13 protein-coding genes are annotated in these 14,131 nt (G+C 63.0%); 8 read left to right on the top strand and 5 right to left on the bottom strand.

Annotated elements, in window-relative coordinates; translation table 11 throughout:
* Nucleotides 1–180: 180 nt before the first annotated feature.
* Entirely contained in the window at nucleotides 181–378 is a 198-nt protein-coding gene (locus ACNI3K_RS00475; RefSeq protein ID WP_419389902.1) for a hypothetical protein, read from the top strand.
* Nucleotides 379–1,516: 1,138 nt separating this feature from the next.
* Here the strand turns inward: ACNI3K_RS00475 and ACNI3K_RS00480 are convergent.
* Nucleotides 1,517–2,236 (bottom strand): DUF2971 domain-containing protein, encoded by a 720-nt coding sequence (locus tag ACNI3K_RS00480; protein ID WP_419389903.1) that lies wholly within the window; start codon nucleotides 2,234–2,236, stop codon nucleotides 1,517–1,519.
* A gap of 197 nt (nucleotides 2,237–2,433) precedes the next feature.
* Nucleotides 2,434–2,820, bottom strand: coding sequence for a membrane protein insertion efficiency factor YidD (yidD, locus tag ACNI3K_RS00485; RefSeq protein WP_419389904.1), 387 nt, complete (start codon nucleotides 2,818–2,820; stop codon nucleotides 2,434–2,436).
* 635 nt (nucleotides 2,821–3,455) lie between these two features.
* Between yidD and ACNI3K_RS00490 the strand changes: the two genes are divergently transcribed.
* Both ACNI3K_RS00490 and ACNI3K_RS00495 read left to right on the top strand, forming a co-directional pair.
* Nucleotides 3,456–4,094 carry a hypothetical protein gene (locus ACNI3K_RS00490; RefSeq protein ID WP_419389905.1) on the top strand — a complete coding sequence of 213 codons (639 nt, stop codon included), beginning with the start codon at nucleotides 3,456–3,458 and terminating at the stop codon, nucleotides 4,092–4,094.
* A 14-nt stretch (nucleotides 4,095–4,108) separates the two neighbouring features.
* A complete protein-coding gene (locus tag ACNI3K_RS00495) occupies nucleotides 4,109–4,954 on the top strand; it encodes a hypothetical protein (protein WP_419389906.1) in 846 nt (281 codons plus the stop codon).
* Here the strand turns inward: ACNI3K_RS00495 and ACNI3K_RS00500 are convergent.
* Entirely contained in the window at nucleotides 4,915–5,982 is a 1,068-nt protein-coding gene (locus ACNI3K_RS00500; protein ID WP_419389907.1) for a hypothetical protein, read from the bottom strand. The genes ACNI3K_RS00495 and ACNI3K_RS00500 overlap by 40 nt on opposite strands.
* 418 nt (nucleotides 5,983–6,400) lie before the next feature.
* Between ACNI3K_RS00500 and ACNI3K_RS00505 the strand changes: the two genes are divergently transcribed.
* The 3 genes from ACNI3K_RS00505 to ACNI3K_RS00515 all read left to right on the top strand — a co-directional run bounded on the left by ACNI3K_RS00505 (nucleotide 6,401) and on the right by ACNI3K_RS00515 (nucleotide 9,480).
* Nucleotides 6,401–7,924 carry a hypothetical protein gene (locus ACNI3K_RS00505; RefSeq protein WP_419389908.1) on the top strand — a complete coding sequence of 508 codons (1,524 nt, stop codon included), beginning with the start codon at nucleotides 6,401–6,403 and terminating at the stop codon, nucleotides 7,922–7,924.
* Nucleotides 7,925–8,034: 110 nt separating this feature from the next.
* Nucleotides 8,035–8,664: a hypothetical protein gene (locus tag ACNI3K_RS00510; protein WP_419389909.1), complete on the top strand. Its 630-nt coding sequence runs from the start codon at nucleotides 8,035–8,037 to the stop codon at nucleotides 8,662–8,664.
* A gap of 492 nt (nucleotides 8,665–9,156) precedes the next feature.
* Entirely contained in the window at nucleotides 9,157–9,480 is a 324-nt protein-coding gene (locus ACNI3K_RS00515) for a hypothetical protein (protein ID WP_419389910.1), read from the top strand.
* A gap of 286 nt (nucleotides 9,481–9,766) precedes the next feature.
* Here ACNI3K_RS00515 and ACNI3K_RS00520 read toward each other — a convergent pair whose 3' ends face one another.
* The gene (locus ACNI3K_RS00520) at nucleotides 9,767–11,623 is read right to left on the bottom strand and encodes a DNA primase family protein (protein ID WP_419389911.1); all 1,857 of its coding nucleotides are present in this window, start codon (nucleotides 11,621–11,623) and stop codon (nucleotides 9,767–9,769) included.
* Nucleotides 11,624–12,027: 404 nt separating this feature from the next.
* On the bottom strand, nucleotides 12,028–12,519 hold the full coding sequence (locus tag ACNI3K_RS00525; protein ID WP_419389912.1) for a helix-turn-helix transcriptional regulator: 492 nt from the start codon (nucleotides 12,517–12,519) through the stop codon (nucleotides 12,028–12,030).
* On the opposite strand from ACNI3K_RS00525, the gene ACNI3K_RS00530 reads away from it, so the two are divergent.
* The gene (locus ACNI3K_RS00530; protein WP_419391116.1) at nucleotides 12,437–12,955 is read left to right on the top strand and encodes a helix-turn-helix domain-containing protein; all 519 of its coding nucleotides are present in this window, start codon (nucleotides 12,437–12,439) and stop codon (nucleotides 12,953–12,955) included. The two genes, ACNI3K_RS00525 and ACNI3K_RS00530, sit on opposite strands and share 83 nt — an antisense overlap.
* A gap of 5 nt (nucleotides 12,956–12,960) precedes the next feature.
* Nucleotides 12,961–14,094, top strand: coding sequence for a tyrosine-type recombinase/integrase (locus ACNI3K_RS00535; RefSeq protein WP_419389913.1), 1,134 nt, complete (start codon nucleotides 12,961–12,963; stop codon nucleotides 14,092–14,094).
* The last annotated feature ends 37 nt before the right edge of the window (nucleotides 14,095–14,131 follow it).

Here is a 14,131-nt window from a genome sequence, read left to right on the forward strand (position 1 = left end):
CACGACAAGCAGAACATGCCGAAAGCATAGAACCGCCCCGATCGCGCAACGCAGATGCCCTCTACCGCACGCCAGCCAAGACAGCACCCCAGGGCCACGGTGCCGCACGTCACCGACCCTGAGATCGGCCTGCCGGTCGAGCCGAATTTGAGCAGAGCCGGCCTGAGGCACCCGAGGTCCGTGGGTCGAAATGGGCCCGAGCACTTGCCGCAGTACCCGTGGCTCCACCGCGTCGCGCAGCAACTCGACGGCCAACAGGCGGCCAATGACGGCGCACGCGCGGGCAGGCACGGGGGCTCCGTCGAGGACGGTCACAACGTACGAGTCAGCCACGCCCTCGTGGGCGACACCAAACGTGACGTGGTTGAAGTCTCCTGATGCAGCCATAGGAGTGTTCCTTCCGTCTTGGGGCACCAAGTGCTCCGGATGCGTGAACTCGCGGTAGTAACGACTGTCGAGCGGTGCCGCCCCGTGCTCGACGTCGAGGCGACGGCAGCAGGGCCAAGGCATTCACGGCGAGGACGGCGTCACATGCGAGGAGGCACAGCCCCTGGGTTGGTGCCCGCTGGATCGCTCGATCCATGTGCAAGCGAGGCTCGACCCCGCCCTCCGTCTCACTGACGGTGAGTGGGCACGTGGCGGGCACAGTGAGGGCAAAGGGAGTGGAGGGGGCGTAGCCGCTGAAAGGGCCAGAGTTGGGGCAACTCGTGCGTAAATCGCTGCAACGGGCGACCAGTGAAAAACCGACCTTCGTTGCGGCTTGCTGCAAGCACCGCTAGACCCTGGGACTATGCCCAGAGCGTGCACCCGGAGCGTTCAGAACGCCGTCCCGAGAAGACGCAGTCGGGTTCATAGCCCGCGCTCGGCGGCCCAGCACTGGCACTGCTCAGATGAGGCCAGAGTTGGGGCAACTCGTGCGTGCGCGGCTGCAAAGGCCAACTAGGTGAAAACCGACCTTCGTCGAGAGTTGGGGCAACTCGCACTGGACCTTCGCGAGCAGTCTTGTGTATCGACGGGAGTCCGCCAACGAGAGTCCGGGCACAGTTGCTGCAACTCGTGCGTGTCTGCCCGCAATGGGTACCCATGAGCGAACCGACCTTCGTTATGAGTTGCGGCAACTCGCACGGGGCCTTTACGAGGATCCGGCGATCACACAGCGGCCGCTAGTGCACGACCTCCAAACTGGCGGAGCCGGTGTGGCAGACACGACCGGCAATTCTCAGGAAGGGCTCTGCTGGTCGCCGGTCTCGCCATTCGTCCAGTCGCACCACGCCCGCCATCTGTGGTGCCAGCCGCGGAATCGTTGCCAGTGTTCGTCGCGATGGTGGAGGACCAACCGTGTAGGACACTGCTTGGTGCCCGGAGGATTGCGTCCCCGCCCGGTGGAGATCTGCGCTCCAGACTCGAGAGCAAGCGGCACCAAACGACGTTCGTTTCGACACACCTGACAGGGCCTGCGCCAATATGCATGAAGGGCTCACAACACACTCGGCATGAACAACTGGTCGGGGGCGATTCAGCGAGTCTGTCTGGCTATCGAGGCCGACTGGTCCTTTCGCCTTAGCAAACTACGCATCTCCGCATAGTGACGCTCACCGCAGTCGCGACCGAGCGCGACCTTCAGGATCGGCAAACCTCTGTCGGTCGGCTTGATTCGCGTGAAGTCGCGACCAGTCGCTGCGTTGGTCTCAATCGCGTCTCCGATTCCAGGTCGATCGACGTATCGGTACTCGCGTTCGGAGAGGAAATCGGGGTGCTTCATCGTGGAAACGAGCGGGCTAATCAGACTTGCGACGTCCCGTCCCGACAGCCCCACATATCGAGACCAGACCGGGTGCGTCGGATAACGCTCGCCGTAGTTGATGTTCCGCTCGAGGGTGTCGGCAAGGTCGCGAACCAGCGTTCGTTGGTGGTCATCCGTGTAAGCGACTGGGTACCAGCCTGTAAGCGGCTCGGGCTCTGCTAGCGCACGGCGTAACAACACCCTTGGCGTAGTGGCGATCTCGATTGCAACACCCGTTGGGCCCGCGTACTTGTCCCACAGATAGTCGGATGCGCCGTCCGCGCAGGCGGACAGCACGAAGACGCTGCGTTGCTGCTCGCTCGGGTTAGGAACTTCCAGGGCGTTCGCAATGAGGTCTCGGGTAGTGGCACTGAGGAGACCGGGCTCTTCGTCGAGTGCGAAGCGGCGGATCTGCCGGAGCGCGTAAACGATCTCAAGCGAGTCGTCCGTCATCTGAGAAGACCTGTGTGCCCACAACTCGCCGCTTCGAACGATCGACAGCGCGTTGCGCGCGGAACTGTAGTGCCACACGGACCTTGTCACGGCACGAGCATCCCACGTCGACCTCGTAGATACCTGATGAATTCGCACCCGGCGGTCTAGACAGTTGGTCTTTCACGCGCCCTATGGACCCGCTTCGGTTCTCGGATTCACGGGAAGTCCACGCACGTATCCGTGTTCGCAGGAACGCAACGTTTCACCCGACGGATGGTGCGGCGGGCTCCCCCGATGAGACCGTGTCTCTCCATCGCTAAACGACCGTACTGTGAGCACGTCGGAAAGTACCGGCAGACCACGTTGCGCCGACTGTTCCAGCGGGGACCGAGTAGTCCTTGCCAGAGCACCAGGATTACCCAACTTCCGAACCTACCGAGCGGTCGGGTCCTCATATGTGACCGTCTCTTCGCTGTAGTTCGACGACCCGCACTCAGGGCACGTGCGCAAACTCTCAAGGTCGGCGTTGATGAGCCTGCTCGTAGCCATGCCCTGCGACGACGTATTGGGACTTCCACACCCTGCAACCATCTGAGACGCATTCGCGCCGAGTCGGCGACGGAGTTCTTCTTCCTTGCCCACGAGGGTGTGCCACACTTTGCCGCACGCGTTGCAGGTCCGTCTGTACTCGCTCACCATCGACTCACTCCCGCCATCGGTGCTCAACGGAACTCTAGACGCAGACCCGTTCGTGTGAACAGGCTAGCGGGCGTGCACGGCCTTTCCTCGTCCGACAGGCTCCGAAACTGTGGAAAAGCAGCCACCATTCGCGTGTCACACGTCGTAGGTACTGTGCGGCTATGAGGAGGAAGAGAGGTCGCCGGAGCGCCCATGCTCGGCGGAACCCTGACCTCCACCGACGGGCCATCCACGATATTGGCACCACAAACGAGATGTGCGGGAGGTGCCCGACACAACTCGCAGCGTTCCCGGCGTCCATATCCCGTATACCGAGAGCCTACGGCCGAGTCGCGAGCAGCCCTTCCTCCGCGCGTAGCCCACGCCCCTGCGATCGCCACGGTGTCGCTCCTGGCCGGCGAGTTCGTGGCGGTCGGCGATGACGGCGTTGACGCAGACGTGGGCGTGCGGCGCTCTTCCGGCATCGGCCGCTGAGATCGAGCACGTTGCCGCTGCTCCTGAGTTAGTGATGTTCGGGTGCGCCGCGCGTGGGTTGCACTTGGATGACGACGAGCGGGCCACGTGTGAGCGGTGCGCGTGGGAAGCGGGACTTCCCGATTCGGCTACTCCTCTGGAGGCGCGCTTCGAGGATGATCGCGGCGACCTGGATCTACCTGAATGGGATCGGGATGCCATGCCATGGCCGCACCGCCGGTGGCTGGACCGAGCCGGTCGCCTCCACCGCGAGGACCCGAACCTGCCTGCACTGGAGTCCTCCACCTGGGAGATCTGGGCCCAGCACGGGCGCATCACACGGGATCACAAGCCTGCGGTAGTCCGGGGCGATGATTGGGCGTACGTCCACAAGGGGGAGATACATCGGGGAGGCGGTCTGCCCGCGGTGTGCTGGGATCAACGTTTCGAGCATTGGGAACGAGGTGTCATCACCCGAGATGACGGTCCCGCGATCTATGGTCGTGGGCCGGCGCGCTTCATCTTCAACGGTGGCGAACACAGTCGGGACGAGGCTTGGGCGCATTGGTGCCACCTGCAAGTCGGGCTCTCTCCCGACAACACCGGAGCAGTGACGATGCTCGACCGTGCGTTCGGCCCCTCTGGTCCGACTGGAGCGTTCCCGACGTTCGATGCCAACGATCCGACTGTGCGGCTCGCGTTGCGGCTGCACCGAGACCTCTGACAGGGAGGCGCACGATGACGATGACGATAACGGCACACGGCGCAGTTGATGTCATGCCACAGGTGGCGTTTGCTCCGGTCCCTGTGCGCCTGTCCGACGTCGCGCATCCGCTGCACCCGGCACGTCACCTCCCCGCGGTCGCCCCGAGGGTGCGCTACGACCAGCACGCCTTCCGACGCACGGTCGGTATCAGCGGACTCAACACCGTCCCACTCGCGACCGGGTTCGAGTTCGAGTCTGCATGGGACTTGGGCGAGCGCGACTACCGCTGGGAAGGCGCACTGACCCAGACAACGACTTCCCTCAAAGCCGATCTCGCACTCGATGCCACAGCGATCACGTTCGGTTGCGAACCAAAGGCGGCGGCACGCTGGCGCAATGTCGACGAGTCTTTCGCGTCCGATAAGCCGCTGGCCGAGCAGGTACTTGCCCGGCGCATGCGCCACATATACGTCTGCCACGACGCAGCCGCGGCCCTCGCACAAGCACATCTGACCACCGGGGGGTTTCCCAACCTGGCAGGCCACTTCGGCCCAGACGGCTCTGTGCCTTGTGTGTATGAGCGGGCGGCGACGTTCGCTGCGCGCGCGATCGCGGCCGGCGTGGATGATGTGCTCGCACGGTCCTGGTCGTCCGCGATCATTGTGGCCGCAGGATTGTCCCGGCCTCGGTGGTACCTGTCTCACATGGCTAGGGACGTGGTGGTCGGCAGCCCGCTCGTTCCTCGTGCCACGGACCTGTCACGGTTCTACTCCGTGGCGCTCAGGGACCTTCGCGAGCGGGGCGATGGGACCCGGTTCATGACCCTCGCAGCGCGCGTCTACGCGGCGTCGGGCCAGGGCTCCCCGGGCAACGGATAATGGCGAATGGCTTCCAGTACCGGCTTCCACAGCAGGCGACGAGCACGGACCACGTCGAGAGCACGGTCGCTGCGATGGGCTTTGACGTCCACGTGTCCCGTTGCTTCAAGTTCCGCCAGCACTCGGGATAGCGTCCGCGGCCCCACTTCCGTGAGCGACTGCAACTGGGCGTAGGTGACGGAGTGCAACCCGACCAGCACGTCAATGACCTTGCGTTGGCTGCGAGTCACTAAACGCGACTCAGGCTTCAGCGCGGCCGCGATCTGTCGGGCATCTCCGCCCGCTCCTTCGACGAAGTAGCCCATTGTCATCGCGCCGTGTGCGACGGCACGGAACACTGTCGCCAGTGCGTCGTCGACGGCCACACGCGAAGGTGCGCCATCGACAGCGAACACTGATGCCACACGCTCCCAATCGCCGGGACTGGCCAGCAGCCCCCAGGACACTGGCGGTACCCACTGGTATGCGCAGCCGTCGGCTTCCATCAGCACCTGTAGGAAAAGATGGCGGGCGAGCATGCCTGTGTGTGGATCGTCAGGGTCCACGGCTGCAGCCGTCAGCATCGCCAGCGCGGCTTTGACCAGCGCTGGTGCGTTGTGGTTCGACAGCAAATCGCTGACATCTTGAGCGAAACCCTCGGTGAACGAGGGGAGAGCACTGCCGCCACGTTTCAGAGCCGACGGCTGCGACTCGGTCAGGCGCATCATCCCGGCGACGATCGGATCTGGGTGCCACTGTGGTTGTTGCGGGGTCAGTCCCGTCAGCACCTGCAGCATCCCGGCGGCCGCCGTTGGTGCATCATGCATGTCGCTAACCCAGTCACGGCCCTCGGCAAGTTTTGCACGCGCACGATCCCTCCGCACCGGGCCGTACGCGAGCGTCGCAGATGCGTGTGCCTCATTGAGCAACGTGTTCCACATCCCGGCCTCGGACGGCATATTGGACCGGTGCGCATGCTCGAGCCAGCCGATTGCCCGCCCGGCCTTTTCAAGCAACATCGCCGTCGTCGGCGACAGTTGCCACTCCACCTCGGACGGTAAGGACGGAACAGTCACATCAGCACCGCCCCAGCCAGCATCGAGGGGACCGGGACCAACGACGACTCTCACACCCATGATGAACCTCCACCGCGAGACTACGAACAGCGTCTGACACCAGGAACAAGCCTTTGCTCTCGCCGATTCGCGCGATGACCGCTGGGTGGTCTCCGAGGCGGCGGCCGCGGGCTCGATGCGTCGACAGCGTATGGTGGCGCACCGGATCAACGGTCGGGCAGGGCTCACCAAGCAGAGTGTGGTCGCGTTCGAGTTCCCCGACATGCTGCGGCAAGACTTCAGCGCTGATCGCCTGAGGATCCGCTAGCCAGGGGCGTTACCGAGTCATACCGCGCCCTGGCCCACCAGCGAGTCAGACGATGGCGAAAATGCAAGCGGTAACGTCACCCTTATGATGCGTGAGTTCGCGGTACAGGTGCTCTTGGAGCCCGAGGCGTGCCAAGGACACGACGAAACTAGCGTGCGCGCGGTCGCAGTGCCCGACAGCCACGGTCTCTACATGCTGGTCGAGACGCCGGACATAGTGTTCTTGCGGCGCGGTGACGTGGTGCGGTGCGTGCCGTGGGAGGGGTCCCTCGCTGTTGTGGACGTCACGTACCTGCGTCCCGGGCGCTCGTTGCTGTTCGAACGCGTCGGAAGCAGTCCGGTTGACGCCGCATCTGTCTTGGAGGAACTGGAGGCACAGGGGTTCGATGCCTGCGTGCTTCCGAACGACACCGACATCGAGGTGTTCTGCGACTACGCGCCGGGTCAGCAAGTCCGCCTACCCCTGCTTCCCGAGCCGTGGCATCTAGACAGCGAGTTGACGCTGAAGGCACGCAACTTCTGGCTCACCGAGCAGATCGACACTCATGGTGCCACTACTCCCGGCTCCCGCTCGCAGGACCTACCGGCCCCAGTGGGATCGCCGTGGTGGCTGCAACGCACCGAGGACGTCTCGGCGATCAAGGCGGCATTACATAGCAAAGACGCGAAGGCCAGGGCTGCTGCGGCACGAAATCGTGGCGCTCCAATAGAGATCGTTGAGAACCTAGCGTCCTCTGATGATCCCCCGACGCGTGCGGCGGCGGCGGGCAGCCCGTGGGTAAGCCAACGGGTCCTCGCGGCGTTGGCAGAGGATCCTTCGGAGGTAGTTCGGCGTGCCGTAGCGCAGAACCGCACGACCCCCAGGAGTCAGATTGACTCGATGTTGTCAGCCGACGTGGCTTCGGTGCGTCAGTACGCGGCCGCGCATCCGCACGCGTCTTCGCTCGTGTTGACCCGAGCAGCGAAGGCCAAGTCGGTACTGGTCAGGCGCGGGGTGGCATCCAATCCGTTAGCACCAGCCCAATCGCTCCACGCGCTCGCCACTGACCCAGACATGCAAGTACGTAAACGTGTCGCACACAACCCGTCCACACCTGCCCAAATCTTGCGCGCTCTGGTTGACGATCAAGACGACGAGGTGACTCGCTGGTTGGTTACCAATCGCGCCGCCCCTCCGGATGTGATGGTGCGATTGGCTCATATGCGACGGGAGTTGAGGGTGCAGGCGGCTGCAGCACCTAACTCACCCCTGGAACTCATCGAAGAGTTAGCGCGCGATGAAGATGAACGAATCCGGGGCGTCGTCTGCGTGAACCGCACCGTGCCGTTGCGGGTGTTCTGGAACCTGGCAAGGGATCCTTCTCCTTCAGTCCGTGAGCAACTGGCAATAGGCAGGGTGACGCCAGCGGAAGTGATGCGGCACCTGGCTGCCCACGACCCAGAAGGCTACGTGCGGCAGACTGCACGCGAAGCAATACGGTTCATGATTGCGGCCAAGTTCGGCGTCCCCGAGCGCAGCCGGGCACTCAAAGCACTGGCTCAATTGGACTGGCGGGAACTGTCGCCGGAGAGCCCAGAGGTCGTTGAGGTCCTGGCCGCGAACTCTTGATCGCCGTGCCCATCACGGAGGGCCATCGATCTACGGCGTGGCGTGCGCCGTCGAGCCCGCACTGTGAAAGATCGCTGGCTTCGTGAAGCCAAATGGTGCCACGATGAGCCATGCACCATCCACCGTCGAAATCCATCCGCCTGCTTGAATCGGTGCCAAACAAGGTATATCGCCGCCTCGTCGTCAGATACCCCTATCAGACGGATCGGGACTACGCGCTCTCGTACCGCTTCGCCGCGCAACGGCTCGCCAAGTCCTTCGCGGGGAACAATGAGGACGACCTCATCCTCCTGCCGTTCCTCGCCCTCTACCGGCAAGCGTTCGAACTCGAACTGAAAAACCTCATCCGCCTTCTCGTGCACATCCGCGTCGCTTATGTCGAAGGCGACACGTTCGAACTTAGACAGGCCATCTCGAAAAAGCGGTTCAAGGACGAATTGGGCCACAATTTACACAAACTGCTGAATGCGGCCAGTACTCACTACTCTGCTCTCGCACTACCGGAGCCATTCCCAAGAGAGGTCGCGCGGTTCATTGTGATGCTGCATGAGGCAGACACGACTGGCACCGCGTTCCGCTACGCAGGACAACTACCCGACACACAGGAGTATGCCGACTTCCCTGACCTCGCCGCGCTACTCGATCAGCAGTACGACGACCTAGCGGTCATCGCGGACTATGCAGACGGCGTCTACTCAGCGGGCCCAACACTCAAAGAACACGACGGGGAAGGTTACTGAACCTCATCCTCCGCGTCGAACGGCAGCCCGGACTGATAGGGGGGCTGGGCAGTACGGCGCGCTGTCGGAGGCCGCAGGCACCTAGGGCTGAAAGCCGCCTGTCGCGAGACAGCGCAGTCACAATCCAGTTCGGCACGTTCGGTGTAAGTGCGAGCATGCGCGGAGTCCACCCGTGGGACCGAACGAACAGGTAACTCCTGTCATGCCAAATCACGATGCTGGCTATCCCCGGCAAGCATGTGGGCTGGGACTGCGTCTGGCGCACAGCGGCGCGGGAAGGCCGCCAGCCACAGTTCCGGGTCCCAGTAACCCCTCGCGCATAAGCGCCTGCGCACTGACGTGGGTGGCCGCACCTTCGTGCGGCTCAGTGGCGCTGGCAGCATGGACCGCGCTTGGCGCGAAAAGCACGGACCGGACAAGGTCTGGTAAACGCAAGAGGCAGTAACCGAGGATGACGTCGCAAAGTCAGTTACGGCCAGCCACGCGGACGTGATGGTGGCTCACGACGCACCGGTGGGCGTGCCCGAGATTGCGTCGCGGCTAGTTGGCTCGGCCAACCAGTGGGGTGCGGCCGACCTCGAGTATGCGCAGGCGTGCCGCGAGGTGTTCACCAAGGCGGGGTCGGGAGTGCAGCCTGACTTGCTGCTGCACGGGCATTACCACTTTCCGGTGGCCGGGAGGTGGGTGCATCCAGACACGGGGCACGTGACGCGAGTGTTCGGCCTAGGCATGGACGGGGACCTGGACTACGCCCTGGGGGCGCTCGATAGGGATTACTTCTCTGCCAAGCACCTGTCCGTCAACCACTCGCCCTGACCGCCACAGACAGGCAGGTGTAGTTAGTGCACTTATATGCACCACAACCACCCGGTGTGCTGCTGCTAGAGGTGTGAGGTTTTTTTGTCGATAGGGAGTCAGAACATACACAAAGTACACTAGTCGGAGGTTTACCAGGGTTTATGGCGGTGTAGTTAGGGTTTTGGAGGGTACACCTGAGGGCAAAAAAGTACACCCCCGGAGGGTGTACCAGCCTGTGGCCGGCCCTCCGGGGGTGCGTCTCCCTCTCCTGGTGCACTTTCGCTAGCCGGAAAGTGCACTTTGCTCACGTCAGTGCATCGGGGTCCAGCGCCACACCCTTGAAGACGTAGCCACTCTTGCGACGGACCTTGTTAACTCCCTGAACCTCTGCCACTGCGGCCGAGAACTTATTGCGGCCTAGCGGCTTGGCGTCGGCCGTCTCGCTGACCTCGAGGTACGCCTCGTAGAGGCTCGACACACTCTCGAACTCGTCACGGCCGAGGATGCAGTACTGCTCGACGAACTCCTCGATCGTGTGCCCCTCCTGGCTTCGGCGGAAGCGCTCGCCGGCCTCTTCTATGGCCGCGCACTCGGGTAGGCGGCCGCGGGCCAGGTAGCGGCGAGCACCTTCGATGAGCCAGTTGAGGATCTCGCCACCCTCACCGTTGACGAAGTTTCGCGCCAGGCTCTTGTCCTGCTCTCGCTCGGGGACTGTCTCCAGAAACTCCACAACCTTGATGCGGCGGTAGAAGCCAGCGCCTCCGGACTCAACCTGCGGCATGTGGTTGGTGCTGATCCACATGGTGTGCGTGGGGCTGAAGTCGCGAATGTTCTCCCTCATGAGGTTCCCGGACAACTGGTTGGTGCTCGACAGGTTCTTCGCCTTGTCCTCGTTGAACCGGGCCCCGTCCTTGGTCTCAGACAGGGTCAGGAACCGCGCTCCGTCCAGGCGTGCGATCTCCGTCTGGTGACGTTCCATGCCGGACGTGAGGAACCCTTGGGGAGCGTTCTGCGCGTAGCCTCCGGAGCCGGTGGTCCCAAGTAACTCGCGCACAACTTCGAACATCACCGTCTTGCCGTTCGCCCCCTCGCCGATGCAGACGAAGAAGGCCTCGTCCATCACCTCGCCGACCAACGACATACCGAGTGCTTCCTGCAGCCAGTCGACGCGGTCCTGGTCCCCGCTCATTGCCCAGGACATGAACTCGGTCCACTCGGTGGCGTCGCCTCGTACTGGTTCCACGCGGGTAGATCGCGTCACTCGGTGCGTAGGCATTGGCGGGAGTATCTTGCCGGTTTTGAGGTCCACGGTGCCTTCTGGCGTGCCGAGGTGGTGCGGGTTGGCGTCCAAACCCTCTGCGTTGACGGACACGTCCTCGTGCCCTCGTGCGTGACTGACGCAGGCGCGGTAGGTCGCCACCGTATCGATAGAGCGCGCTTGGGCCGAGAAGTCCTTGCTCGCCACCAGCATGCCGACGAACGGTGCCGCAACCTGGGTGGCAATCTCGTCGGCGGACGCGGTGACCCAGCCCTTGTTCTTCCATCGGTACCAGGTCCCGCCCTCTCCGTTCCGCGCGAACATGATTTCGTGCCCGCACATTGACGTGAACTTCCGTCCGATGGTGCCAGTGGTAGGGGCGTGGAAACTCTCGCCGGTGCCCTTGGGCTTACTCATGCCGGAGAGCGCAAACCGCACGTGTGCGTCGGCGAGTCCGGTGTCGCCGTTGTAGCGGAAGATGGCCAGCGCCTCGTAGAAGTTCATTTTGGTGTCGGGATCAACCCCGGACGGAGGAACGACACCGAACTTTTCGAGTTGCTCTGTATTCGGGATCCTTACCCAGGGCTCGCTACTGTCGCCCTTGACTGCTCGGTCCCAGTCGTATGGCCTGGCCCACACTCCCGTCACGGTGCCGTCCTCGTTGTCGCGAAGTATCTTGTAGACCCCCTCGAGTTCTGGGGTCTCCTCGCTCGGGAGGATCCTCCAGCCGTCTGTCGGGTCAAAGATTTCCTCGAGCGTGAGGTGTTCGGTGACTGTCCTTACGTCTTGGGGCGAAATTGGGTCCTCCTTCACCCGCCCCACCCGGATGCTGCGCTGCGTGGTGGGCTTGAAGGTCTTGCTCTGCTGCGGCTTGCGAGCCGCGCCCTGATCTGCCGCTGTCATGTCTTCCTCCGTCTGGATGATGGCCGACGTCGACCGGGCTGAGTGCTTTGCCTGCCGCGCGGGGCGATTGGAACCCGAGGCTCGCAGAGCACGATGCAGACGTCGAAGACGGCAACGGCGGGCGCGCGTTGATCGGCGATTCGACCTCCGTTGGGTCCTCGTCCGGCAGCAAATCGCCGGGAACATGTCGGCGCAGGGTCTTGGCGCGTGACGCCTACTCTGTTGCCTCTCCTGCACTCCCGGACCTGCCCCTGCGCGCGAGCCGACGTGCGGCGACCACTTTTCGCGTCATCCTCAGACCTGCGAAACGCCCCTCTTCTTAGAGCGGAACGAGGCGAGTGGAGGCTCACCGCACGGACCGACACCACGTCGTTGCGACCACGCCGTTCCTTGCGCACAGTCAGTTACCGTCGGCCTTCACTCGAGGCAGCAAAGAACGCCTCGGTAGCGTAGAGGTCCGTGATCCACGCCTCTACGTCTGTCCTGCGATAGAGCACGCGCTTGCCCACACGCGCAGACCGAGGCCCACGACCCATGTGCTTCCAGTAGTGGACCGTGCTCGGGCTCGTCCTGCACCATTCCGCGACCTCCTCGGTCGTCAAGAACTCTGCTTCCATGACCACTCCTCTATCCGGGAAATGTTGATCCCTTTTGGCTGTAGTCTGAATGTAACGGTCCACAGAGCAGCAGGTCAACCCTATACGAGAATCAGTTTTCCCGTTTAGACGCACCCGGACCCCTAGACGAGAGGTAGCCATGACACCGCGCAGCAACAAGCGTCCCCGAACAGCGGAATTGAACATCGCAGCCCGCGTGAAGTACGAACGCGAGAAAGAGGGCTGGACGTACCAAACACTCGCTCGAAAGATGGACGCCGCTGGCTGCAAAGTCGCCATTAGTTCGCTGAACCGCCTCGAGAAAGACAACCCTCCGCGGCGCGTCAACGTAGATGAGGTGCTCGCCTTCTGTGAGGTCTTCGGCCTCGACTTTGAGACGATGATCACCGCGCCGAGTTCCTCGGAGCCGACACACATAGTGGTCGCGCTACAGCACTACTCCGACCGAGTCGAGCGCCTCACCCATGAACGAGGCGAGGTACTGAGAAGCGAAAAACAACTACTAGACAGGGCCAGAAAAAGTTCCCGCGACAGCATCGAGCAGGCGGTGCGTACTTGGTCCACGAGCCTCCGGATCGACGAGAGCCTTGTGCCGCGCTTCATAGCCTTCCTCACAGGCGACACGCAGCAATCGCCTTGGGCGAATGCAATCGGGGGCACAGTCGAGCGCCCTCCCGGCACTGGGAATCTACTCAACCAAGAAACTGGGGAGTAGGAACAGTGGCGGCGACGGTACGCAAGGCAAACAACGGCAAGTTCCAAGTTCGGTGGCGCGCTCCAGACGGCAAGGAGTCTGGGAAGACCTTCGAATACAAACGTGACGCCGATGCGTTCAAGCGTGAAATTGACGCCCAGATGACACGGGGCGATTACGTCGATCCCTCACGTGGGCGCATGACATTTGAGGAACTCGCAGCACTATGGATGGGTGATCCGTCCTGGGAAGCCACCACGCGGGAGCGCCAAGCATCCATCTTGCGTGTCCACGTGCTTCCGAAGTGGGGCCGGTACCAAATACGGCACGTCACGCACGAAGCCGCTCAGGCCTGGGTAAACGACCTCTGCGTCTCTGTACGTCCGGGCAGCCGCGCGCCGCTAGCACCTCGCACGATCCACAAGGTCGTAGGCGTCTTCAGAGGCGTGCTCGAGCAGGCCGTCCGCTCACGAAGACTCTCGTCGAACCCAGCCGACGACGTTCGACTCCCCCGCCCGAGGTCAAGCCGCCGCCGCTACCTTGACGTCGCAGAGGTTGAGCGCCTCGCCCGCGCCCACACGGGAGGGCATGACGCGATCCAACTTCTCGCGTACACCGGCCTGCGATTCAGCGAGTTGGCAGGCCTCAAGGTCAAGTACCTAGACCTAGCGCGCTCTCGACCCCGGCTCATGGTCGAAGAGGTGGTCGTAGAACTCGATAGCGGGACGATGCATTGGAAAGACCCGAAGGACTATGAGCGGCGGCCCATCGTTCTTGCGAAGTTCCTGGTGCCGATTCTGCAGGCGAGGATCGAAGGACTCGGTCCGGAGGACTTAGTCTTCCCCTCGGCTGCAGGCACACCCATGAGGAAGGGCAACTTCCGCCGTGATGCATTCAATCCTGCCGTCAAGGAGGCCGGGCTCGACGGACTCACTCCACACGGTCTGCGTCACACCGCAGCATCCTTGGCAATCAGCGGCGGCGCGAACGTCCTAGCGGTCCAACGGATGCTCGGCCACGAGAAGCCTTCAACGACCCTCGACATCTATTCGGACCTCTTCGATTCGGATCTGGAGGATGTCGCAACGAGCATGAACACGAAGAGAAGCGAGGCTCTCGTGGATGAAATGTGGATGTCGGAGAGCCCGAGCGCGGCTTGAAGGGCAAAGGTGCCCATCCAACCAATCACTTACCAGG

Source organism: Demequina ureilytica, assembly GCF_048553575.1.
Taxonomy (GTDB): domain Bacteria; phylum Actinomycetota; class Actinomycetes; order Actinomycetales; family Demequinaceae; genus Demequina.

Excerpts from the sequence above, each read along its gene's own strand:
- ACNI3K_RS00480 (WP_419389903.1), bottom strand. The coding sequence starts at position 2,236 with ATGACGGACGACTCGCTTGAGATCGTTTACGCGCTCCGGCAGATCCGC.
- yidD (WP_419389904.1), bottom strand. The coding sequence starts at position 2,820 with ATGCGTCTCAGATGGTTGCAGGGTGTGGAAGTCCCAATACGTCGTCGC.
- ACNI3K_RS00495 (WP_419389906.1), top strand. The coding sequence starts at position 4,109 with ATGACGATGACGATAACGGCACACGGCGCAGTTGATGTCATGCCACAG.
- ACNI3K_RS00505 (WP_419389908.1), top strand. The coding sequence starts at position 6,401 with ATGATGCGTGAGTTCGCGGTACAGGTGCTCTTGGAGCCCGAGGCGTGC.
- ACNI3K_RS00510 (WP_419389909.1), top strand. The coding sequence starts at position 8,035 with ATGCACCATCCACCGTCGAAATCCATCCGCCTGCTTGAATCGGTGCCA.
- ACNI3K_RS00515 (WP_419389910.1), top strand. The coding sequence starts at position 9,157 with ATGGTGGCTCACGACGCACCGGTGGGCGTGCCCGAGATTGCGTCGCGG.
- ACNI3K_RS00520 (WP_419389911.1), bottom strand. The coding sequence starts at position 11,623 with ATGACAGCGGCAGATCAGGGCGCGGCTCGCAAGCCGCAGCAGAGCAAG.
- ACNI3K_RS00525 (WP_419389912.1), bottom strand. The coding sequence starts at position 12,519 with ATGGCGACTTTGCAGCCAGCGGCGTCCATCTTTCGAGCGAGTGTTTGG.